At 55.9% G+C, this 20,117-nt stretch carries 23 protein-coding genes; 7 read left to right on the forward strand and 16 right to left on the reverse strand.

Going from position 1 to position 20,117, the window contains the following annotated elements; genetic code table 11:
• The coding region (locus JTI98_RS17275; protein WP_216081585.1) for a LysR family transcriptional regulator at window positions 1–300 on the reverse strand (300 nt) is incomplete at its 3' end.
• A gap of 110 nt (window positions 301–410) precedes the next feature.
• On the opposite strand from JTI98_RS17275, the gene JTI98_RS17280 reads away from it, so the two are divergent.
• Complete coding sequence (locus JTI98_RS17280; protein ID WP_216081586.1) at window positions 411–1,604, forward strand: MFS transporter; 1,194 nt, start codon at window positions 411–413, stop codon at window positions 1,602–1,604.
• Window positions 1,605–1,687: 83 nt separating this feature from the next.
• Here the strand turns inward: JTI98_RS17280 and flgL are convergent, their stop codons facing one another.
• The 11 genes from flgL to flgB all read right to left on the reverse strand — a co-directional run bounded on the left by flgL (window position 1,688) and on the right by flgB (window position 11,585).
• Window positions 1,688–2,641, reverse strand: coding sequence for a flagellar hook-associated protein FlgL (gene flgL / locus JTI98_RS17285; protein WP_043000994.1), 954 nt, complete (start codon window positions 2,639–2,641; stop codon window positions 1,688–1,690).
• A gap of 14 nt (window positions 2,642–2,655) precedes the next feature.
• Window positions 2,656–4,290 carry a flagellar hook-associated protein FlgK gene (gene flgK / locus JTI98_RS17290; RefSeq protein WP_061070242.1) on the reverse strand — a complete coding sequence of 545 codons (1,635 nt, stop codon included), beginning with the start codon at window positions 4,288–4,290 and terminating at the stop codon, window positions 2,656–2,658.
• Window positions 4,291–4,355: 65 nt separating this feature from the next.
• Entirely contained in the window at window positions 4,356–5,306 is a 951-nt protein-coding gene (flgJ, locus tag JTI98_RS17295) for a flagellar assembly peptidoglycan hydrolase FlgJ (RefSeq protein WP_044258015.1), read from the reverse strand.
• Entirely contained in the window at window positions 5,306–6,403 is a 1,098-nt protein-coding gene (locus JTI98_RS17300) for a flagellar basal body P-ring protein FlgI (protein ID WP_043000997.1), read from the reverse strand. Before JTI98_RS17300 ends, flgJ begins: the two co-directional genes overlap by 1 nt.
• Window positions 6,404–6,415: 12 nt before the next feature.
• On the reverse strand, window positions 6,416–7,114 hold the full coding sequence (gene flgH, locus JTI98_RS17305; RefSeq protein ID WP_042319652.1) for a flagellar basal body L-ring protein FlgH: 699 nt from the start codon (window positions 7,112–7,114) through the stop codon (window positions 6,416–6,418).
• 57 nt (window positions 7,115–7,171) lie between these two features.
• A complete protein-coding gene (flgG, locus tag JTI98_RS17310; RefSeq protein ID WP_042319653.1) occupies window positions 7,172–7,954 on the reverse strand; it encodes a flagellar basal-body rod protein FlgG in 783 nt (260 codons plus the stop codon).
• Between the two features lie 13 nt (window positions 7,955–7,967).
• Window positions 7,968–8,723, reverse strand: a complete 756-nt coding sequence (gene flgF / locus JTI98_RS17315; RefSeq protein ID WP_044258017.1) for a flagellar basal-body rod protein FlgF — start codon at window positions 8,721–8,723, stop codon at window positions 7,968–7,970.
• A gap of 20 nt (window positions 8,724–8,743) precedes the next feature.
• Window positions 8,744–10,024: a flagellar hook protein FlgE gene (gene flgE / locus JTI98_RS17320; protein ID WP_043000999.1), complete on the reverse strand. Its 1,281-nt coding sequence runs from the start codon at window positions 10,022–10,024 to the stop codon at window positions 8,744–8,746.
• 25 nt (window positions 10,025–10,049) lie between these two features.
• Complete coding sequence (gene flgD, locus JTI98_RS17325; protein WP_043001000.1) at window positions 10,050–10,748, reverse strand: flagellar hook assembly protein FlgD; 699 nt, start codon at window positions 10,746–10,748, stop codon at window positions 10,050–10,052.
• Between the two features lie 12 nt (window positions 10,749–10,760).
• Window positions 10,761–11,165 carry a flagellar basal body rod protein FlgC gene (gene flgC / locus JTI98_RS17330; protein WP_043001001.1) on the reverse strand — a complete coding sequence of 135 codons (405 nt, stop codon included), beginning with the start codon at window positions 11,163–11,165 and terminating at the stop codon, window positions 10,761–10,763.
• A gap of 3 nt (window positions 11,166–11,168) precedes the next feature.
• The gene (gene flgB / locus JTI98_RS17335; protein ID WP_042319669.1) at window positions 11,169–11,585 is read right to left on the reverse strand and encodes a flagellar basal body rod protein FlgB; all 417 of its coding nucleotides are present in this window, start codon (window positions 11,583–11,585) and stop codon (window positions 11,169–11,171) included.
• 156 nt (window positions 11,586–11,741) lie between these two features.
• Between flgB and flgA the strand changes: the two genes are divergently transcribed.
• From flgA to flgN, 3 genes are all read left to right on the forward strand, one after another.
• Window positions 11,742–12,398 carry a flagellar basal body P-ring formation chaperone FlgA gene (flgA, locus tag JTI98_RS17340; RefSeq protein WP_216081587.1) on the forward strand — a complete coding sequence of 219 codons (657 nt, stop codon included), beginning with the start codon at window positions 11,742–11,744 and terminating at the stop codon, window positions 12,396–12,398.
• Window positions 12,399–12,491: 93 nt separating this feature from the next.
• Complete coding sequence (gene flgM / locus JTI98_RS17345) at window positions 12,492–12,785, forward strand: flagellar biosynthesis anti-sigma factor FlgM (RefSeq protein WP_043001003.1); 294 nt, start codon at window positions 12,492–12,494, stop codon at window positions 12,783–12,785.
• Window positions 12,786–12,793: 8 nt separating this feature from the next.
• Window positions 12,794–13,216 (forward strand): flagella biosynthesis chaperone FlgN, encoded by a 423-nt coding sequence (gene flgN, locus JTI98_RS17350; RefSeq protein WP_044266030.1) that lies wholly within the window; start codon window positions 12,794–12,796, stop codon window positions 13,214–13,216.
• Window positions 13,217–13,300: 84 nt separating this feature from the next.
• On the opposite strand, the gene murJ is transcribed toward flgN, so the two are convergent.
• The 4 genes from murJ to rimJ all read right to left on the reverse strand — a co-directional run bounded on the left by murJ (window position 13,301) and on the right by rimJ (window position 17,113).
• Window positions 13,301–14,836: a murein biosynthesis integral membrane protein MurJ gene (gene murJ / locus JTI98_RS17355; RefSeq protein WP_044258023.1), complete on the reverse strand. Its 1,536-nt coding sequence runs from the start codon at window positions 14,834–14,836 to the stop codon at window positions 13,301–13,303.
• A gap of 110 nt (window positions 14,837–14,946) precedes the next feature.
• Window positions 14,947–15,870, reverse strand: a complete 924-nt coding sequence (locus JTI98_RS17360; RefSeq protein ID WP_192502709.1) for a Gfo/Idh/MocA family protein — start codon at window positions 15,868–15,870, stop codon at window positions 14,947–14,949.
• A 1-nt stretch (window position 15,871) separates the two neighbouring features.
• Window positions 15,872–16,519 carry a YceH family protein gene (locus JTI98_RS17365; RefSeq protein ID WP_058587919.1) on the reverse strand — a complete coding sequence of 216 codons (648 nt, stop codon included), beginning with the start codon at window positions 16,517–16,519 and terminating at the stop codon, window positions 15,872–15,874.
• Window positions 16,520–16,528: 9 nt separating this feature from the next.
• Complete coding sequence (gene rimJ / locus JTI98_RS17370; RefSeq protein WP_043001008.1) at window positions 16,529–17,113, reverse strand: ribosomal protein S5-alanine N-acetyltransferase; 585 nt, start codon at window positions 17,111–17,113, stop codon at window positions 16,529–16,531.
• Between the two features lie 292 nt (window positions 17,114–17,405).
• On the opposite strand from rimJ, the gene mdtH reads away from it, so the two are divergent.
• The 3 genes from mdtH to JTI98_RS17385 all read left to right on the forward strand — a co-directional run bounded on the left by mdtH (window position 17,406) and on the right by JTI98_RS17385 (window position 20,016).
• Entirely contained in the window at window positions 17,406–18,614 is a 1,209-nt protein-coding gene (gene mdtH, locus JTI98_RS17375) for a multidrug efflux MFS transporter MdtH (protein WP_044258032.1), read from the forward strand.
• A 63-nt stretch (window positions 18,615–18,677) separates the two neighbouring features.
• Window positions 18,678–19,325 (forward strand): glutaredoxin 2, encoded by a 648-nt coding sequence (gene grxB, locus JTI98_RS17380; RefSeq protein ID WP_043001010.1) that lies wholly within the window; start codon window positions 18,678–18,680, stop codon window positions 19,323–19,325.
• 130 nt (window positions 19,326–19,455) lie between these two features.
• On the forward strand, window positions 19,456–20,016 hold the full coding sequence (locus JTI98_RS17385) for a lipoprotein (protein WP_216081588.1): 561 nt from the start codon (window positions 19,456–19,458) through the stop codon (window positions 20,014–20,016).
• The last annotated feature ends 101 nt before the right edge of the window (window positions 20,017–20,117 follow it).

Raw genomic sequence — 20,117 nt, forward strand, 5'->3', positions numbered from 1 at the left:
AAATGTCCCGACGGGCTCATCTTCCGTGACGTTGAGTCCGTCCTCCAGTGCCAGCCAGGCGTCAATGATATGTTTGGCGTGCTGGTATCCGCGCTCGCCGTCGTCCGTTAGCTTCATGGCGTGCGTGGTACGTAAGACCAGTTTCACCCCCAGCATCGCCTCCAGCGACTGCAACCGCCGACTGATTGTCGCCTGGGTCGTGTTCAACTGACGAGCGGCAGCTGACAACGATCCGGCCTCCACGATGCGCACAAACGTTCGCATCAGTTCCACCCTGTCTATACGCTCATTCTTTTTCATTCATTCGATGCTCATACGCTTTACGTATAATGGTTTTACCACTTCGCTGACTACCAGGCCACCGCCATTCAGAGAAAAATAGCCTCACACCTGTGATTGAGGATTTTGAAATGCACACACCGTCTCGTTGGCTGATCTTTGTTCTGGCGCTGGGCGCAGGCTTCAGCGTCGCCGCCATCTACTATGCACAACCGTTGTTACCGCTAATGGGGGCCGATTTGGCGCTCAGCATCACCGGCATGGGACTGGTGCCCACGTTAACGCAGGCCGGTTATGCGTTGGGGATCCTGTTCTTATTGCCGCTCGGCGACCGTTACGATCGGCGCCGGCTCATTCTGATGAAAAGCGCCGCGCTCGCCCTGTTGCTGCTGGCCTGTAGCGTCACAGGCCAGGTGCATTCTCTACTGACCGTAAGCCTGTTGCTGGGGATGGCCGCGACGATGGCGCAGGATATCGTCCCGGCGGCGGCGATTCTCGCCACAGAGGGCAAACAGGGAAAAACGGTCGGGACAGTGATGACCGGCCTGCTGCTGGGCATTTTATTGTCACGCACCGTGAGTGGTCTGGTCGGAGAAGCCTTTGGCTGGCGGGAAATGTATCAACTCGCCGCGCTCAGTATTGCCCTGGTCGGCGTATTGCTGTGGAAAGTCCTGCCCGCATTTACAGCCCATTCCACGCTGAGTTATCCCGCACTGATGGTGAGCCTGGCGCAGTTATGGCGTCGCTACCCGGCGCTACGTCGTGCCGCCCTGGCGCAAGGTTTTCTGTCCGTCGCGTTCAGTGCGTTCTGGTCAACGCTGGCCGTGATGCTGGCAGAAAACTATCAGATGGGCAGCGCCGCCGCGGGGGCATTTGGTATCGCCGGGGCTGCCGGAGCGCTGGCTGCGCCGTTGGCCGGTCATCTGGCAGATAAGATAGGCGCAGAAAAAGTGACGCAACTGGGGGCATTGCTGGTGACCGTTTCTTTTGCGCTGATGTTCCTGTTACCCACGTTGCCCGTGCACGCACAGTGGTTGCTGATTGCGCTCTCCGCCGTCGGCTTTGACCTGGGACTGCAATCGAGCCTGGTGGCGCACCAGAATCTGGTCTATAGCCTCGAACCGCAGGCCAGGGGGCGTCTGAATGCGCTGCTGTTCAGCGTCATCTTTATTGGCATGGCGCTGGGCTCGGTGCTCGGCAGTCAGGTGTATGCGCTGGCAAACTGGCAAGGCATCGTCACGCTGGCCACCCTCAGTGGCGCCATTGCGCTGCTCATCAGACTGGCGGGAAAGCGTTCCTCAGCCCCTCTGCGGGTTAGCGTGTAACCGACAAAAAAATGCCCGCTCCGGGGTGAGAGGGAGCGGGCAGATAAAACATACCCAGTTTCATGATATGTTTCAAATCGGTATTAGCGGTTGAGCTGGAATAGCGACATCCCCTGCATATCGGTAAAGGCTTTATAAGAGGCCTGGAGCGCCGCCTGCTGCATGACGTACGACGAAATGGCCGCGTTCCAGTCCACATCCACCAGATTACTCATCTGCTGCGTTTGTCCTAGTGCGCGATCGGTGCCCAGCGAGTCCAGACTCTCCAGTTCCTTCAGTTGCGTCCCCAGTTCCGCACGCACGCTCAGTACATTATTAAGCGAGTTTTTCAGACCGCGGTTGGTTTTATCAATCACCGCTTTTGCCTGTTCTTTCAGCGTCGCATCGTCACCTACAGGGGAATTCAATGAGGCAATCGCCGAATCCAGCATTTTGAACAGGTTGGTTTCTGACGTCCCGTTGTTCGGTTCCGGAACCGCATTACTGGTGATCTTGTCGAAAATTTTATTGCCGGTGTGGCCGATGGTCATCGAACGGGAGGCATCCACCTGCTGAGTGATGTTCTCCGTACCGCCGTTGTAGGTACCGTCAGCCTGAGCAAACGGAGCCGTTTCCGTTTTATAACCGGCAAAAATATAACGACCGTTACCGTCGGTACTGTTTGCCAGGTTCATCAACTGATCGCGGATACCCTGTAAGTCCGTCGCCAGCGAGGCGCGGTCATCGTCACTCAGCGTTCCGTTACCGGCGCTGACGATTTTTTCCTGCGCGCTTTGTATCGCCGTCGTCACCTGGTTTAACACGTTCTCTTCCAGCGAAACCTTCTGCGTGGCGAAAGTCCTCGCCAGGGCGAACTGGCTGTTCTCCGACTGCGCCTGTGACAACACCACGGCCTGGGATGCGGCGATAGGATCGTCAGACGGATTGATTACCCGCTTCCCTGTCGACATCTGCTCACCGTATTTCATCCACTCCGCCTGGGAATTGGTGATACCGCGCATGTTCTGCTGGTACATCATTTGGGTACTGATACGCATCGTTTCCTGCTCCCTTAGCGAATACTCAGCAGTGCATCAAACAGAGAGTTGGCGGTTTGCAACACCTGGGCATTGGCCAGGTAATACTGCTGGAAGCGTTGCAGGTTGCCGTACTCTTCGTCAAGGTTAACGCCGGAAATGGACTGTTGCTGATTGCTCAACTGCGTCACCACGTTGCCCTGGGTGGTGCTGCTGGTTTTCAGCGTTGCGGTTTTGCTGCCCACGTTGCTGACCAGCGTAGCGTAAGCGTCGTTAAACGATTTTGAACCACCTACCGTTGTGCTGTCCTTTTGCAAATCCAGCAATGCCTGACCATTACGGTTGTCGCTTTCACCGGCCGTTGCGTCCTTCGCCATCGCAATTTGCGATTCGTTGGTCACCAGAACGCCCATATTGATGATGGCGTCGCTGACCGGCTTGACGATGAAGCTGTCATTTTTAGCAGGGCCAACATCGATGTTGATCTCCAGGCCATCAAAGGTCAGTTTGCCCGCGTTTTCGGTCGCTTCAAAAGAGGTGTTATCCGCAAGACGCGTCACCTGCCATTTCGCTCCGTCATAAACCACTTTATAGTCAGTCGCCTGAACCTCTGAGGCGGTCTTAACGGTCGCGCTGATGCTGCCGGTATTCTTGCTATTTCCATACACTGCCGGGTCGCCGATGCTGAAGAAATCGACATTATTATTGCCGTTCGCATCATACCCTTCCCGGTGCTGCTGGTTAAACGCATCGGCGAACGCCAGCGCCAGTTGTCCCAGCGTGTTGCGCGTCTGATCCAGATCCTGGGAACGGAAGGTCAGCAGACCACCGAGCGAACCGGTCGTGATCAGTTTTTCCGGAATTTCGATGTTGCCCGCGATGGAATCGACATAGGCAACGGTGATTCGTGAAGGGTCGGACTGCGACTGTACCGCCGCTAACTGACGGGCATTACTTCCCTGCACCAGTGAATAGCCGTTCGCCATCGTGATGTTATAGGTACCGCCGTCCTGAACGCTGACTTCCACGCCGACAATTTTGTTCAGCTCACTGACCAACTGGTCGCGCTGATCAAGCAGGTTATTCGGCGATGCCCCGGCACCCACACCGGTCAGACGCGAGATCTGGTCGTTCAGGCTGGCAATTTGCTTACTATAATTGTTGATCTGATCGACGCTGGAACCAATCGCGATATTGACCTGCTTGTCCTGATCGCGCAGATACTGGTCGGTCGTTTTAAACTGGTTAACCAGCCCATTGGCTTTGCCTATCAGCGTCTGGCGCGCCGCCGGGTCTTCGGCGTTACTCACCAGCGTTTGCAGGCTGGTGAAAAAATCCTGCATGGACGAGGAGACAGAGCTGGTTTTGCTGGCCAGCAGGTTGTCGATTTTGGACATCTGCTCATATCGGGTCGTCAACCCGCTGCTCTGGTTCTGCGCCGCGCGCAGTTGATTGGTGATGAACGAATCATATTCGCGCTGTACACCGGAAACATAAACACCATTGCCCACCCAACCGCCGGCACCCAGCGTGCTATTGGCTTGCGCCATAATGGTCGTCTGACGGGTATAGCCCGCAACGTTATAGCTGGAAATGTTGTTACTGGCAGTATTCAGCGCCGCCTGAGCCGCGCTCAGCCCGCTCATGGCGTTATTAATCAAGCTGGACATGGAAGTTCCTTTTAATCCTTCAGTTACAGATTATTATCGGCAGCAGGTCACAGGACTTGAGCCATTTAGAAGAGATTGTCGAGATTCGTGTTGTAAGCGTTGCTCACCTTCTCGCTCATCGACTTCAGCTGTTGGATCATACTGGTCAATTTACGCGCATAGTTCGGGTCGGTAGCATAACCGGCGCTTTGCAGTGCCTGGGCGCCCTGTTCCGCGGTAACCGCCGTGGTCACCGCCGCATAGCGTGGATTGCGGGTCAGCAGACCGACGTAATCTGACAACGCTTCAAGGTACGAGCTGTACACGCGGAATTTGGCCTTCACCTTTTTCGCTTCGCCGTTTTCATATTCGGTCGTGGTGATTTCCGTCACCGGCCCCTTCCAGTTACCCGAGGCCTTCACGCCAAACAGGTTGAAACTCGGCTCGCCGTTTTCCCGGCGAATCTGCCGCTGCCCCCAGCCGGACTCCAGCGCCGCCTGCGCCAGAATCAGGTGATGCGGCACGCCGCTCTGCTCACTGGCCAGACGGGCCGGCAGCGACAGTTGCGCCAGGAAGTCTTTGCTGTCGCCGGAGAGCGGTTCGTCATTGCTCTGCGGTGTTTTCGGCATCGCTTTACGCACCAGTTGCGTCAGCGCCTGGTTCTGGTAACTGGTCACCGTTTCCAGCGGGAACTTCATCGGCACCTGCGGCGTTTCTTCCGTAGGCTGCGCCTGCCCCTGCGTCATCTGTTTGACCATCATTTCCGCCAGCCCCAGACCTTTTCCGGCGGTCATCTGCTGTGCAATCTGCTGGTCATACATGCTGGTATACAAACGCGTCTGATCGCTGCTGAAGACGCCATCTTTTGGCAGGGCTTCACGCATGCTTTTCAGCATCATCTGGACGAACATGCCTTCCACCTGGCGGGCCACCGGGCGGATATTCGCCGCCGGATCCTGACCGGCTTTCGCCTTCAATTCATTCAGCGATTGCGCATCCCAGGCGGCGCTGGCCATCAGTTTGCTGTCGCTAATCATCAGATGATTTCCAGTTTCGCGCGTAAGCAACCGGCGCTCTGCATCGACTGCAGAATTGACATCAGATCCATCGGCGTCGCCCCCAGCGCATTCAGCGCACGGACCACGTTGTTCAGATTGGCGCTGGAACGAACGCTTTGCAGCGAACCGCCGCTCTGACGCAGATCGATTTGCGTTTGCGGCGTCACCACCGTCTGCCCCCCGCCAAACGGCGTATCCGGTTGACTGACATTAGCCTGACGGTTAACGGTCACGGAGAGATTCCCCTGCGCAACAGCACAGCTATCCAGCGTCACTTCGCGGTTCATCACCACCGAACCGGTACGTGAGTTGATCACCACTTTTGCATCCTGTGGCGTCACGTTCACTTCCATGTTCTGAATATCCGCCAGGAAGCGCACCTGAGAGCTGTTGCCGCTCGGTACGCGGACCTGAATCGTGCGCGCATCCAGTGCGGTGGCGCTGCCAAAGCCGCGTGACCGGTTGATGGTGTCAGCAATCTGCTGCGCCATGGTGAAGTCTTCATTATTCAGTTGCAGGTTTAGCGTATTACCCGCGCCGAACTGGCTGGGCAACTCGCGCTCGATTGTCGCCCCGTTGGTGATCCGTCCGCCGTTAAGCTGGTTCACCTGCACGCTGCTGCCGCCCGCAGACGCCCCGGCGCCACCAACTAAAATGTTGCCCTGCGCCAGCGCATACACCTGGCTGTCGACCCCTTTCAACGGCGTCATCAACAGCGTCCCGCCGCGCAGACTTTTCGCGTTCCCCAGCGAAGACACCACTACGTCAATGGTTTGTCCCTGACGACCAAAGGCCGGGAAGGAGGCGGTTACCATGACCGCCGCGACGTTTTTCAACTGCATGTTCGTCCCGGTCGGCACGGTAATACCCAACTGCGAGAGCATGTTGTTCAGGGTCTGGGTGGTAAATGGCGTCTGGGTGGTCTGGTCACCGGTCCCGTCCAGCCCCACCACCAGGCCGTAGCCAATGAGCGAGTTTTCGCGCACGCCCTGCACGCTGGTCAGATCGCGGATACGATCGGCATGCGCCAGCGTGGCGACGAGGACCAGAACCAGTCCAACTACAGATTTCAACATGGGAGACCTCGCTTACATCGGCGACAGGTTAAGGAAGAAACGCTGGAGCCAGCCCATATTTTGCGCTTCGTTGATGTAGCCGTTTCCGACATATTCAATACGTGCATCCGCCACCTGAGTTGACGGAACGGAGTTGCTGCCGCTGATGGTGCGCGGATTCACAACCCCGGAGAAGCGGATGAACTCAGTGCCCTGGTTGATGGCGATCTGTTTCTCACCCACAACATGTAAATTGCCGTTGACCAGCACCTGATCGACGGTCACGGTCAGCGTGCCGCTAAAGGTATTGCTGGCGTTGGCCCCGCCCTTACCGTTAAAGGTGTTACCGCCGGACGCCTCGACGTCCGCTCGCGCATTGCCGAATAATCCTTGCAGATAGCGTGGTACGGTATCAAAGCCAAAGTTGGTTTTGCCGTCACGGCTGGCGTTGGCAGAAGAGCTTTTACTGGCGCTGACGTTTTCCTGCAGCACAATGGTCAGCGTATCGCCGATGTTGCGCGGACGACGGTCTTCAAACAGTGGCTGATAGCCATAGTTGATTGGCTGCGCGGACTGAAAAATCGAACCATTTGCCACCGGCGTCGGGCCAGGAACAGGCTGCGCCGTGGTCGCGCCCTGGACGAGCGGAGTGGAAGGAATCCAGGCACATCCTGACAGTGAAACCACCAGCAGGGCCATGATCGGGTAAGCGTGCGCAGCGTTTTTTTGCATTGCCTTTATCTTCTGAATCAGGGTGCCGGTGAGACAAATGCCTCACCGGACAACACCTTAGAGTTGCGTCAGTTTTTGCAGCATCTGATCGGTCGTTGAGACCGCTTTGCTGTTGATTTCGTAAGCGCGTTGAACCTGAATCATATTGACCAGCTCTTCCGCGACGTTGACGTTTGAGGTCTCGACATAGCCCTGGTACAACAGGCCCGCCCCGTTCAGACCCGGCGTGCTTTCATTCGGCGCGCCGGAAGACTGGGTCTCGGTGTACAGGTTTTCACCAATGCTCTCCAGACCGGTATCGTTCATGAACGTGGTCAGATTAAGCTGCCCCACCTGCACGGGCGCCGCCTGTCCCTGTTGGGTCACGCTCACCACGCCGTCACGCCCGATGGTGATGCTCAGGGCGTTAGCCGGAATGGTAATCGCTGGCTGAACCTGGAAGCCGCCAGCCGTCACCAGTTGACCATTTTGATCGACCTGGAATGATCCATCGCGGGTATACGCAGAAGTACCATCCGGCAGCAGAACCTGGAAGAACCCCTGACCTTTAATGGCGACATCTTTACTGTTGTTGGTTTGCGACAGGTTGCCCTGGCTGTGCAGACGCTCGGTCGCCACCGGACGCACACCGGTACCGATTTGCAGACCGGACGGCAGCGTGGTCTGCTCAGAAGACTGAGCGCCAGGCTGACGAATGGTCTGATAAAGCAGATCTTCAAACACCGCGCGCTGACGCTTAAAACCATTGGTGCTGACGTTTGCCAGGTTGTTGGCAATCACATCCATGTTGGTTTGCTGCGCGTCCAGGCCGGTTTTGGCGATCCATAATGAACTGATCATAAAGTGTCCTGTATTAAGTCATCGACAGCAGTTGGTTAGCGCGACCAGCATTGTCATCCACGCTGCTGATAACCTTCATCTGCATTTCAAAACGGCGGGCGCTGGCAATCATGTCGCTCATCGCTGACACCGCATTGACGTTGCTCCCCTCCAGTACTCCCGACATCACGCGAATGGTCGGATCGGCCTGCAGCACCGGGCCACGGGTTGCCTGTGCGGCGGCGGTCAGACGGAACATTCCGTCGTCGCCACGTTGCACTTCGTTCCCCTCAGCCTTCACCAGTTTCAGACGTCCCACCGGCGCGATGGTGTTCGCCGGATCGCCGGGATTCAGCGCTGAGATGGTGCCGTCCGCCGCGATGGTGATTTCCGACCCTTCCGGCACCGCAATCGGCCCGGCTTCACCAATCACCGGGTGACCCTGAATGGTCAACTGTCCGGTCGGATCCACCTGAATGCTGCCGTTACGGGTATAACCTTCGCTGCCGTTCGCGGTCTGTACCGCCAGCCAGCCATCCTGCTGTAACGCCACGTCCAGCGGACGCGAGGTGTAATCCATCTGGCCAGGCGTCATATCAGCCCCCGGCGTGGACGCCGTGACCAGCGTACGCGTCGGCAATGACAGCCCTTCGACGGGGACGGCGCGCAGCGCATTGAGCTGTGCACGGAATCCCGGCGTCGAGGCGTTGGCCAGGTTGCTGGCCGTCACCGCCTGTTGGTTCAGCGTCTGACTGGCCGCCCCCATCGCGGTATAGATTGCGTGATCCATTACGTTATCCCGTCAGGCGCTTAGCGCAGGTTAACCAGCGTGTTGAGGATCTGGTCCTGGGTCTTGATGGTCTGCGCGTTCGACTGATAGTTACGCTGGGCGACGATCATGTTCACCAGTTCTTTACTCAGATCCACGTTCGAAGACTCCAGCGCGCCGTTGGTCAGCTTACCGAAGTTACCCGTTCCCGCCGTTCCCAGCAGTTCCACACCGGACGCCTGCGTGGCGGCCCAGACGTTATCGCCCTGAGAGGCCAGACCTTCGTTGTTAGCGAAGTTCGCCAGCACGATCTGCCCCAGCACCTGTTTCTGTTCGTTGGAGTAGTTTCCGACGACGGTGCCATCGTCGTTAATCTGATAGCTGACCAAATCGCCCGGCTTGTAGCCGTTCTGCGTGGTGGCGATAACGGCGTTAGTCCCGGTATTCTGCTGCATGGAGTTTTGCAGGCTGAGGGTGAAGGTCGCAGGAACCGCGCCATTGACTGTACCGGTAGTAATGGAGAATGACGGTGTGGCATTTGCCGCGCCAAGCGTCCAGGTTGGTTCAGTGGCAGGTGGAACAGGTGCAACTTCAGTATATTCTTTTACGTTATCCAGACCGCCGTTCTTGTCGAATGTCATCTGCGCGGACTTCACCAACGGCGAGTTGGCGACGCTGGAATCCTGCGTCCAGATATCCCATGTGTTATCACCCGTTTTAACGTAAAACAGGTTGATGTCATGTTGATTACCCTGGCTGTCGAACACCGTCACGGGTGCACGTTTGTTGTAGCTGTCAGCATCGGTTGGTTTGAAAGGCGTGTTCGCCGGAATCTTGTCCGTCGAGTTCAGGTTGATCTGCATTGCCGCCGTGTCGGTGCTTTTCGCCCCCATCAGGGTATTCGGGATGGTGATCGGACCCGGGTTTGCCCCTTGCTGAATGGTCGGCGGCGTACCCGTTGCCGGATAGCCGGTCAGTTGCATGCCCTGCATGTTGACCAGATTACGGTTTTCATCCAGTTTGAACTGGCCGTTACGGCTGTAGAAAACTGAGCCATTGCTGTCGACCAGACGGAAAAAACCGTTCTGGCTGATAGCGACATCCAGACCGCGACCGGTGTTGGTGGTCGTACCATCAGTAAAGTCCTGAGTAATGCCAGCGACTTTTACGCCCAGACCGACTTTAGAACCGGCAAACATATCCGCAAAAGACGCCGCACCGGATTTAAAACCATAGGTCGCGGAGTTGGCGATGTTGTTACCAATGACATCGAGGTTGGTGGCTGCGGCATTCAGGCCGCTAACCGCTTGTGAAAAAGCCATGATGACTCCTGATTAGTGTAAAGGCTTAGATTATCTGCCGTACTTCGTCGAGGGTGGTGGTTCCGTAAGTGCCCAGATCCAGGGTGTTACCGCCATTGCTGCGAATCACCCCTTGTACCAGCGCAAACTGCAAGGGTTGCGCCACCAGTTGCGTCGAGCCGTTGCTGGCGTGAATCGCCACGTTATACGAGCCGTTCACCGCCGTGGTGCCATCCGTCAGAGTGCCGTCCCAGGTAAAGGTATGGACACCCGCCTTCAGCGCGCCAATCTCAATCGTGCGCACCACTTTGCCGTCTTTGTCGGTAATGGTGGCGGTGACTTTGTCAGCCGGCTGTTGCAGCTCAACGCCAAACGGCGTGGTGGTGGTGGTGGCTCCCTCTTCGGTGCCTTTGCCCGCCAGAACGGTGGTACCCGGGATCATCACGCCATGACCAATCAGCGTGCTGGCCTGTAGTGACTGGTTGTTGTCGATCTGTCCGGAGATCGACCCCAGGGTCGTATTCAGTTTCTCAATACCGCTGACGGTACTGATCTGCGCGAGCTGTGTGGTCAACTCGTTGTTCTGCATCGGGTTGGTCGGGTCCTGGTTTTTCAGTTGCGCCACCAGCAGCGTCAGAAAGCTGCTTTGCAGATCGGCGGCATTGCTGCCCGACAGGGAACTCCCGTTGCTGCTGCTTTTCACACCGGTGTTTGTCGGATCGTTAACGTTTACCGCAATTGACATGGCTGCCTCCTTTTACTGGCCCAGTGTCAGCGTTTTAAGCATCATGCTTTTAACGGTGTTGAGGACTTCGACGTTCGCCTGATAGCTGCGGGAAGCTGACATGGTATTAACCATCTCACCGACCACATCGACGTTAGGCATCTTCACGTAGCCATTGGCATCGGCCAGCGGGTTACCGGGTTCATAGACCAGTTTGTCCGGCGCCTGGCTCTCAATGACGTCCGACACTTTCACGCCCCCCGTTACTGCACCGGGAGCTGCATCCACCTGGAAGACCACCTGCTTTGCGCGATACGGTTGACCATCCGGTCCCGTGACGCTGTCGGCGTTGGCCAGATTACTGGCGGCCACGTTAAGGCGCTTGGACTGCGCCGTTAATGCCGAACCGGCAATATCAAAAATATTCAGCAGCGCCACGGATTAGTTCCCCCCCTGTAGCACGTTCATCATGCCTTTAATCTGCCCACTCAAGGCAGTCAGGCTCATCTGGTACTTCAGGCTGTTATCCGCAAACTGCGTGCGCTCCCGGTCCATATCGACGGTATTGCCGTCGAGTGAAGGCTGGTCGGGAATGCGGTAGAGCAAATCCGTAGACGGTGCGGTGATGGCCTGGGCGGGAATATGCTGTGCGGAGGTTAATGCCAGCGACACACCGCTGGTTTCTTGCCGTCCGCGCACCATGACTTTTTTTAACTCACTGGCAAAATCCATGTCGCGTGCCTGATACCCCGGCGTATCGGCGTTCGCAATGTTGGCGGCCAACACCTCTTGCCGTTGGGCGCGCAGATTCAGCGCTTCCTGTTGAAAACGTAAGGCGGCGTCGAGCTTATCGAGCATATCTCCTCCGCAGATGACAAAATTCAGCCGACAGCTTAAATCCCATTACGCGCGCGTTATCGCTGGAATAAACGCAAAATGGGTCGCTATTTATTGCGTTGATGGTTGCGTCACACGGGTAGAATCCTGTCATTGCGAAAACGGCGGGAGGTGACGATGCAAACGTTAAAACGTGGATTAGCCATGCTGGCGCTGCTGTTCAGTCCCCTGACGCTGGCCCAGGATTTGAATGCGCAGTTGAACGACTGGTTCGGACAGCGTCTGGCCGGATTCAGCGATGATGTGGTCGTGACCGTGCGAACGCCCCCCAACCTGTTGCCGCATTGCGACACACCGGCGTTCAGCATGACCGGGGCAAAACTGTGGGGAAACGTAAATGTGCTGGCACGTTGTGCCAATGAAAAACGTTATCTGCAGGTCAACGTGCAGGCGACGGGAAACTATGTGGTTGCCGCCGCGCCCGTTGCGCGTGGCGGCACGCTTGGCCCGGCCAGCGTCACACTAAAACGCGGACGCCTTGATCAGCTCCCTCCCCGTACCGTGCTGGATATCAGCCAGGTTCAGGATGCGGTGAGCCTGCGCGATCTCGCGCCGGGACAGGCCATCCAGCTCAATATGTTGCGCCAGGCGTGGCGCATTAAAGCCGGACAGCGCGTGCAGGTCGTTGCCAATGGCGATGGATTTAGCGTCAATGCGGAAGGTAAAGCGCTGAACAATGCGGCGGTCGCGCAGAACGCACGAGTGAGAATGTTATCGGGTCAGATTGTCAGTGGCATAGTCGATCCTGATGGGAATATTCTTATTAACCTATAATGAGTTAAAGATTTTGTTGCGGCTGCCGATAGTGATTACACATTCGATGATAGCTGGCCGCTACAGCATAACCCCTCGATGAGGATGATAAAAATGAGCATTGACCGTACCTCACCTTTGAAACCCGTTAGCACCGTTCAGGCGCGTGAAAATACGGATACACCGGTCCTCAAAGCGCGTCAGGAAAAAACCTCGACGGCAACCAGCACCAGCGTGACGTTAAGCGATGCTCAGGCAAAACTGATGCAGCCCGGCGTGAACGATATCAATATGGAACGTGTTGAAGCACTGAAAACCGCTATTCGTAACGGTGAGCTTAAGATGGACACGGGGAAAATCGCCGACTCGCTGATCCGCGAGACGCAGAGCTATCTCCAGAGTGAGTAACTGACCGTATGACGCGCTTGTCAGAAATACTCGATCAGATGACGGCTGTCCTGAATGACCTGAAAACGGTAATGGATGCCGAACAGCAACAACTTTCCGTTGGCCACATTAACGGTAGCCAGCTGCAGCGTATTACAGAAGAAAAGAGTTCTCTGCTGGCGACCCTGGATTATCTGGAACAGCAGCGACGGCTGGAACAAGACCCACAGCATAGCGCGAATAATGACGTCGCCGAGCGCTGGAAAGCGATTACCGATAAAACGCAGCACTTACGCGATCTGAACCAGCACAACGGCTGGCTGCTGGAAGATCAGATTCAGCGCAATCAACAGGCGCTTGAAGTTTTAAAGCCCTATCAGGAACCGTCGCTGTACGGCGCGAACGGTCAACCCTCTTCTGCCTCTCGCGGCGGGAAAAAATTCTCTATTTGATGATTACCGGATGGCGGCGTTTCGCCTTATCCAGCCTACAGCGTTCTGTAGGCTGAATAAGCAAAGCGCCATCAGGCATCGTGATTACACCGTCCGGCGCGCAAACTCTTTCACTTTAAAGCCCATCACCGCCAGTGCGGCAAAGTAGGCGGCAATGCCGGCCACAACCACCGCCATCAGACGAAGCAGACGCCACGGCATAGTCCCCAGCGACCACTCCGGCATAATATGCAACATGCCAACCAGCACGGCTGACATCACCAGTACGGCGATAACGAGGCGAATCAGAAACCCCATCCAACCCGGTTGCGGAGTGAAAATGTTCTGCTTACGCAGTTGCCAGTACAGCAGTCCCGCGTTCAGACAGGCGGCAAGACCAATCGACAGCGACAGCCCGGCGTGCTTCAACGGTCCAATAAACGCAAGGTTCATCAACTGGGTCATGATAAGCGTCACAATGGCGATCTTAACCGGCGTTTTGATGTTCTGCCGCGAATAAAAGCCCGGTGCCAGCACTTTCACCACAATCAGCCCCATCAGTCCTACGGAATAAGCAATCAACGCACGCTGCGTCATCAGCGCATCGAAGGCCGTGAATTTACCGTACTGGAATAATGACGTAATCAAGGGGCCAGACAGGATCCCAATCGCCACCGCACTCGGCAGCGCCAGCAAAAAGCACAGACGCAATCCCCAGTCCATCAGGCGGCAATATTCGTCATGGTCGCCTTTTGCAAAACTCTTCGACAGTGAAGGCAGCAGAATGGTCCCCAGCGCCACGCCCAGTACCCCCGACGGAAACTCCATCAGGCGGTCCGCATAGTACATCCACGAAACGGAGCCAGACGCGAGAAAAGAGGCGAAAATGGTGTTAATGATCAGTGAGATCTGGCTGACGGAGACGCCGAGTATCGCCGGGCCCATTTGCTTCACAACCCGCATCGCCCCCGCATCGCGGAAGTTAATCCGCGGCAGCACCAGCATGCCGATTTTCTTCAGATGCGGAAGCTGATACACCAGTTGCAGCACGCCGCCAACGGTTACCGCCCATGCCAGCGCCAGCACCGGTGGATTAAAATACGGCGCGGCGAACAGCGCGAAACCGATCATGCTGATGTTCAAAAACGTGGGGGCAAACGCCGGAATGGAGAAGCGGTTCCAGGTATTGAGGATCGCTCCAACCAGCGACGCCAGCGAGATCAGTAAGATGTACGGAAAGGTGATTTGCAGCAGTTTGGTGGTTAACGCGAATTTATCGGCGGTGTCGGCAAACCCCGGCGCCGTCACCATAATCACCCACGGGGCGGCCAGCATCCCGGCAACGGTGACCACAGCAAGCGCCAGCGTCAGCAGTCCCGACACGTAAGAGACAAACACGCGAGTGGCGTCTTCGCCCTGCTTGCTTTTATATTCCGCCAGAATAGGGACAAAGGCCTGAGAAAAAGCGCCCTCCGCAAATATGCGGCGTAGCAGGTTAGGTAATTTGAATGCCACAAAAAAGGCATCGGTTGCCATCCCGGCACCAAAAATTCTGGCGACAATCGCATCACGTGCAAAACCCAGCACACGTGAAAACATCGTCATTGAGCTGACGGCGGCCAGCGATTTTAATAGGTTCATTGCTTTTTTATTCCAGACCCTACGGCAAAACGCCTGCAGTGCAGGCGTTGGAAGAGGCGCTTAGTCTACCTGGATTATGGTGAATTACTACCGCCAGATGTTACAGGTGATTATTCGCTCATCGCCTCGCGCCAGAGCTTTTCCACCACGCGCTGGGCAAGGATCGCCTGCTCGCCCGCGGTTTCCGGAACCGTCTGATTTTGTACACATTCCACAAAATGGCGTGCGCACCCCACGAATCCACGCTGTTCAAGCGTGGTTTGCCAGCCAGGAACCGGTTTGTGCAAGACACCCTGCCCGCGCTCTTCACGCCACTCGCGCATATCCGTCACGTCAATCAGCCCGCCATCGGTCACCGCCTGTACGCTCTCTCGCTGACTTCCCGCCCGGCGATGCATACTGGTGGTGATTTGCAACTGACTGGTCGCGAAATGGTGCTCTGCATACAGCATCTCGCCCGCGTCGTTGGTTTGTAGCGTCCCGCTGCTGAGCTGGGCGTTGCCGCCCGCCAGCCACAGTGCGGTGTCAACGACATGCAAATAATCATCCAGCAGCGTGAACCGCAGATCGTGAGGCCCCACGCTGTCGCTACGGTGTTTATCCATCCGCAGAGACGCCGCCGTCCCCAGTTCCGTCTTCAGCTCTCGGTACCGTGGCGCAAAGCGACGATTGAAACCGACCATCAGCATCAGTTTTTTCTTCGCCGCTAACGCCACCAGCCGCTCAGCATCACGTAAATTTTCCGCCAGCGGCTTATCAACGCAGACATGAACGCCGGCATTGAGTAATTCACTGACGACGGCGTAATGGGTTGCCGTGCTGGAGTGGACAAACACCGCGTCGCAGCCCGCGGCAAGATCGGTCAGCGAACCGGCATACGGAATGCGCCAGGCTGCGCAGATTTTCTCCGCTTTTTCACGCGACGGCGACCAGGCGGCCTGTAGCGTCCAGTCGCTGGCGGCGCCAAGCACGGGTAACCAGGCCTTCTGGGCGATACCCCCAAGCCCCACCACCCCGATACGTAATGTTGTCACATCATTCTCCCAGATGTTCCAGTAGCGACTCGAGGCGCTGTTTCAGCGCGGCGACTTCGCTTTCCAGCACCTCGACGCGGGCCTGTAGATCTCCCGTCGCCGCCTGTGGCTCATCGGCCAGGGCAACCGGCTCCTGCACCGCGCCACAGAACAGATGCATATAACGGCTTTCACGCTTACCCGGTTCGCGCGCCAGACGGACGACATAAGGGCCGTCTTCCCGCGTTGCCAGGCGTTCCAGGGTTGCCTCGACTTCCGCCATATCGCTGAACTCATACATTCGCGAGGCGCGACTGCGCAATTCGCCCGGCGTCTGCGCACCGCGTAGCAGCAGTGTCGTAACCAGCGCCACCTCCGCGGGGCTCAATTTCAGGTTGCCAAACTCCGAGTTACAGAAACGCTGCTCATACTTGGTGACGCGGCTACCAAAGCCGCTGACCGTGCGCAGAAAATGGCGCTTCACCAGATTGTCGAGGTGCTCCTGCACCTCGTGCTCCGCCATATTCATCACCGGTTCACGGTTGGTTTTCTGATTGCAGGCGGTGACCACGCCATTTACGGAGAGCGGATATTGCTCAGGCGTCGTGACCTGCTTTTCGAGCAGACAGCCAATCACACGGGCTTCAGCGGCAGTTAATTCATATTTCATTGGTTGTCCTCACCGACCTGCGGTCCATTCTGATGTCGTTAACGCCGTCAGCACGTGGTCGCGCCATTGCCCGTCAATCAACAGATAATCTTTTGCGTAGCCTTCTTTTTCAAAGCCAAGTCGCGCCAGTAAATCACCGCTGCGTTTATTGTGCGGCATGTAATTCGCCATAATGCGATGAATATGTTGCGTGCGTTGCATATAACGAATCGCGGCGGTCAGCGCTTCAAACATCAGCCCCTGCCCCTGCCATTTCTGCGCAATGGAATACCCCAGATAGCAGGCATGGAAAGACCCCCGCACCACGTTAGAAAAATTCGCTACCCCAATGACCTCTTTTTCATCCGGGTCCAGCAGCGCAAAGTAATAGGCGGAACCTTGCTTATGAAATTCGGCAATCATGCTCAGCCGCGCCTGCCAGCCGGAGGGATAGCAGTGGCTTTCATCACGAATCGGTTCCCAGGGTTTTAAGAAATGACGATTTTCCGCGTAATAATCTGCCAGACGCCAGGCATCACGCTCATGCACTAAACGCACGACCAGGCGGTCGGTGGTTAAGCGCACTTTTGGCACGTTACTGCGATAGCCAAACATATTTATTCCTACTCCTTCCCGAATCGCCGTTACACCCTGATTGACTTACTATACCTGTGCAAAACCACCCTGTGAAAAGTGCAATTTGCCATTTTTTGAATTATTCCGCCATTTTGATGAAAACTCTCTATCAAGATGGACTTTTGATAAAAAAATATTGTCCCGGCGAGGGTGGGCAAAAAGGCAGCAAAGCCGCAGAATAGGAGATACTTCGCTTTATCTACTCTCAATCATTCGAATGCCGCAAATTCCGCGCAACTCGAAGAGTGACGAGTGTTTCCCGGGAGGGGAAATGTCGCGTGTCTCGCAGGCCAGGAACCTGGGTAAAACTTTCCTGCTCATCGATAATATGCTGGTCGTATTGGGCTTTTTCGTCGTGTTCCCGCTGATCTCAATTCGCTTCGTCGACCAAATGGGCTGGGCCGCCGTGATGGTCGGCATTGCGCTGGGTCTGCGTCAGTTTATTCAACAGGGACTGGGCATTTTTGGCGGCGCGATTGCCGACCGTTTTGGCGCGAAACCGATGATCGTCACCGGCATGCTGATGCGCGCCGCCGGGTTTGCCACCATGGGGATCGCCCATGAACCCTGGCTTTTGTGGTTCTCCTGTTTCCTGTCCGGTCTCGGCGGCACGCTTTTCGATCCGCCGCGCTCGGCATTGGTGGTGAAGCTGATTCGCCCGCATCAGCGGGGTCGCTTCTTCTCAATATTGATGATGCAGGACAGCGCAGGGGCGGTTATCGGCGCGCTGTTAGGCAGTTGGTTGTTGCAGTATGACTTCCGTCTGGTTTGCGCGACCGGGGCAATATTGTTCGTGCTCTGCGCCGCCTTTAACGCCTGGCTGCTGCCCGCGTGGAAACTCTCTACTGTGCGTATTCCGGTACGGGAAGGAATGAGTCGGGTGCTCAGTGATAAACGCTTCGTCACCTATGTGCTGACGCTGGCGGGCTATTACATGCTGGCGGTGCAGGTCATGCTGATGCTACCCATTATGGTCAATGACATCGCCGGTTCACCTTCCGCGGTGAAATGGATGTATGCCATTGAAGCCTGCCTTTCGCTGACGCTGCTCTACCCCATTGCGCGCTGGAGTGAGAAACGGTTTCGTCTTGAGCATCGCCTGATGGCGGGCCTGCTGCTGATGTCACTGAGCATGTTACCCGTGGGGCTGGTGAGTGACTTGCAGCAGTTGTTCACGCTGATTTGCACTTTCTATATCGGTTCGATTATTGCTGAACCCGCCCGTGAAACGCTCAGCGCCTCGCTGTCGGATGCCCGTGCGCGTGGTAGCTATATGGGCTTTAGCCGTCTGGGGTTAGCCATAGGTGGTGCTATCGGGTATATCGGCGGCGGCTGGCTGTTTGATATGGGGAAACTGCTCCAGCAACCCGAGCTACCCTGGATGATGCTGGGGATCATTGGCTTCATCACTTTCCTGGCGCTGGGCTGGCAGTTCAGCCATAAACGCACGCCGCGCGGCATGCTGGAACCCGGTGCCTGATTTGATACCTGTGCGTGTCTCCTCCATACTGAAAGGGAACTGACAGTCAAATGGAGGAGAAACGTGAAGCTTTATATTTACGATCACTGCCCTTTCTGCATCAAAGCCCGCATGATTTTTGGCCTCAAAAACATCCCCGTCGAACTGATTGTCCTGGCCAACGACGATGACGAAACCCCAACCCGAATGATTGGCCAGAAAATGGTGCCCATTCTGCAAAAAGACGACAGCCGCTATCTACCGGAAAGCATGGACATCGTCCATTACGTCGATCAACTGGATGGCAAACCGCTGCTCACCGGCAAGAAAAATCCTGCTATTGACGAGTGGCTGCGCAAAGTGAACAGCTACGCCAATCACCTGCTGCTGCCGCGTTTTGCAAAATCTGCGTTTGATGAGTTTTCCACCCCTTCGGCACGCAAATACTTTACTGAGAAAAAAGAGGCGATGATTGGCAGTTTTGCCGACCATCTTGCCCATTCCGCTGGCCTGACCAAAAAAATCAGTGAGGATTTGCGCACACTGGATAAGCGCATTGTGCAACCCAATGGTGTAAACGGTGAGCTTTCCGAAGACGACATCCAGTTATTTCCCCTGTTGCGTAATCTGACACTGGTGGCCGGTATCAACTGGCCGACACGGGTTGCTGACTATCGCGACAATATGGCGAAACAGACGCAGATCAATCTGTTATCATCAATGGCGATTTAACGTTTACCGGCGGTGGCTGAATCATACAGGCTGCCGCTTTTTTCAGTTTTTTCTACTGGCGAAGTTCGCGCTGGTGACACATGCTGCGTTATGTCAGGATTAAGACGATCGCATCGTGTAGAGGAACCCCATGAAGAAGATTTTTTTTGCTGCCGCGTTGATAGTTGGCGGCCTGTTGATCGGCTGTAATCAGCTCACACAGTACACCGTAAGCGAACAAGAAATTAATCAGGCGCTCGAAAAACGCAACAACTTTGCCAAAGATATCGGGCTTCCGGGCGTTGCCGATGCGCATATCGTCCTCAACAACCTCTCCAGTCAGATCGGTCGTGAAGAGCCGAACAAAGTGACGCTAACTGGCGATGCAAAGCTGGATATGAATTCGCTGTTTGGCAGTCAGAAAGCAACCATTAAGCTAAAACTGAAAGCGCTGCCAGTCTTTAATAAAGAAAAAGGGGCCATCTTCCTGCAGGAAATGGAAGTGGTGAATGCCACTGTGACGCCGGAAAAAATGCAGTCGGTGCTGCAAACCCTGATGCCTTATCTCAATCAGTCACTGCGTAATTACTTTAACCAGCAGCCAGCGTATGTCCTGCGCGAAGACAGCAGCAAAGGCGAGGCGCTGGCGAAAAAGTACGCCAAAGGCATTGAGGTGAAGCCGGGCGAAATCATCATCCCGTTCACCGATTAAACGACAAAGGCGCTGCGGCGCCTTTTTTTACGTGCAAACGAAAACGTTTCCCCTTATCCTTTGTTTCCGGCAAAAATGACATCCCCCAGCCGGAGCATATT

The organism is Citrobacter sp. MGH 55, from assembly GCF_016906145.1.
Taxonomy (GTDB): domain Bacteria; phylum Pseudomonadota; class Gammaproteobacteria; order Enterobacterales; family Enterobacteriaceae; genus Citrobacter_A; species Citrobacter_A amalonaticus.

Excerpts from the sequence above, each read along its gene's own strand:
- flgD (WP_043001000.1), bottom strand. The coding sequence starts at position 10,748 with ATGTCAATTGCGGTAAACGTTAACGATCCGACAAACACCGGTGTGAAA.
- flgH (WP_042319652.1), bottom strand. The coding sequence starts at position 7,114 with ATGCAAAAAAACGCTGCGCACGCTTACCCGATCATGGCCCTGCTGGTG.
- flgE (WP_043000999.1), bottom strand. The coding sequence starts at position 10,024 with ATGGCTTTTTCACAAGCGGTTAGCGGCCTGAATGCCGCAGCCACCAAC.
- flgN (WP_044266030.1), top strand. The coding sequence starts at position 12,794 with ATGACGCGCTTGTCAGAAATACTCGATCAGATGACGGCTGTCCTGAAT.
- flgJ (WP_044258015.1), bottom strand. The coding sequence starts at position 5,306 with ATGATTAGCGACAGCAAACTGATGGCCAGCGCCGCCTGGGATGCGCAA.
- JTI98_RS17385 (WP_216081588.1), top strand. The coding sequence starts at position 19,456 with ATGAAGAAGATTTTTTTTGCTGCCGCGTTGATAGTTGGCGGCCTGTTG.
- mdtH (WP_044258032.1), top strand. The coding sequence starts at position 17,406 with ATGTCGCGTGTCTCGCAGGCCAGGAACCTGGGTAAAACTTTCCTGCTC.
- JTI98_RS17300 (WP_043000997.1), bottom strand. The coding sequence starts at position 6,403 with ATGTTGAAATCTGTAGTTGGACTGGTTCTGGTCCTCGTCGCCACGCTG.
- JTI98_RS17365 (WP_058587919.1), bottom strand. The coding sequence starts at position 16,519 with ATGAAATATGAATTAACTGCCGCTGAAGCCCGTGTGATTGGCTGTCTG.
- flgL (WP_043000994.1), bottom strand. The coding sequence starts at position 2,641 with ATGCGTATCAGTACCCAAATGATGTACCAGCAGAACATGCGCGGTATC.
- JTI98_RS17280 (WP_216081586.1), top strand. The coding sequence starts at position 411 with ATGCACACACCGTCTCGTTGGCTGATCTTTGTTCTGGCGCTGGGCGCA.
- rimJ (WP_043001008.1), bottom strand. The coding sequence starts at position 17,113 with ATGTTTGGCTATCGCAGTAACGTGCCAAAAGTGCGCTTAACCACCGAC.
- flgM (WP_043001003.1), top strand. The coding sequence starts at position 12,492 with ATGAGCATTGACCGTACCTCACCTTTGAAACCCGTTAGCACCGTTCAG.
- flgK (WP_061070242.1), bottom strand. The coding sequence starts at position 4,290 with ATGTCCAGCTTGATTAATAACGCCATGAGCGGGCTGAGCGCGGCTCAG.
- flgB (WP_042319669.1), bottom strand. The coding sequence starts at position 11,585 with ATGCTCGATAAGCTCGACGCCGCCTTACGTTTTCAACAGGAAGCGCTG.
- flgG (WP_042319653.1), bottom strand. The coding sequence starts at position 7,954 with ATGATCAGTTCATTATGGATCGCCAAAACCGGCCTGGACGCGCAGCAA.
- flgA (WP_216081587.1), top strand. The coding sequence starts at position 11,742 with ATGCAAACGTTAAAACGTGGATTAGCCATGCTGGCGCTGCTGTTCAGT.
- flgF (WP_044258017.1), bottom strand. The coding sequence starts at position 8,723 with ATGGATCACGCAATCTATACCGCGATGGGGGCGGCCAGTCAGACGCTG.
- murJ (WP_044258023.1), bottom strand. The coding sequence starts at position 14,836 with ATGAACCTATTAAAATCGCTGGCCGCCGTCAGCTCAATGACGATGTTT.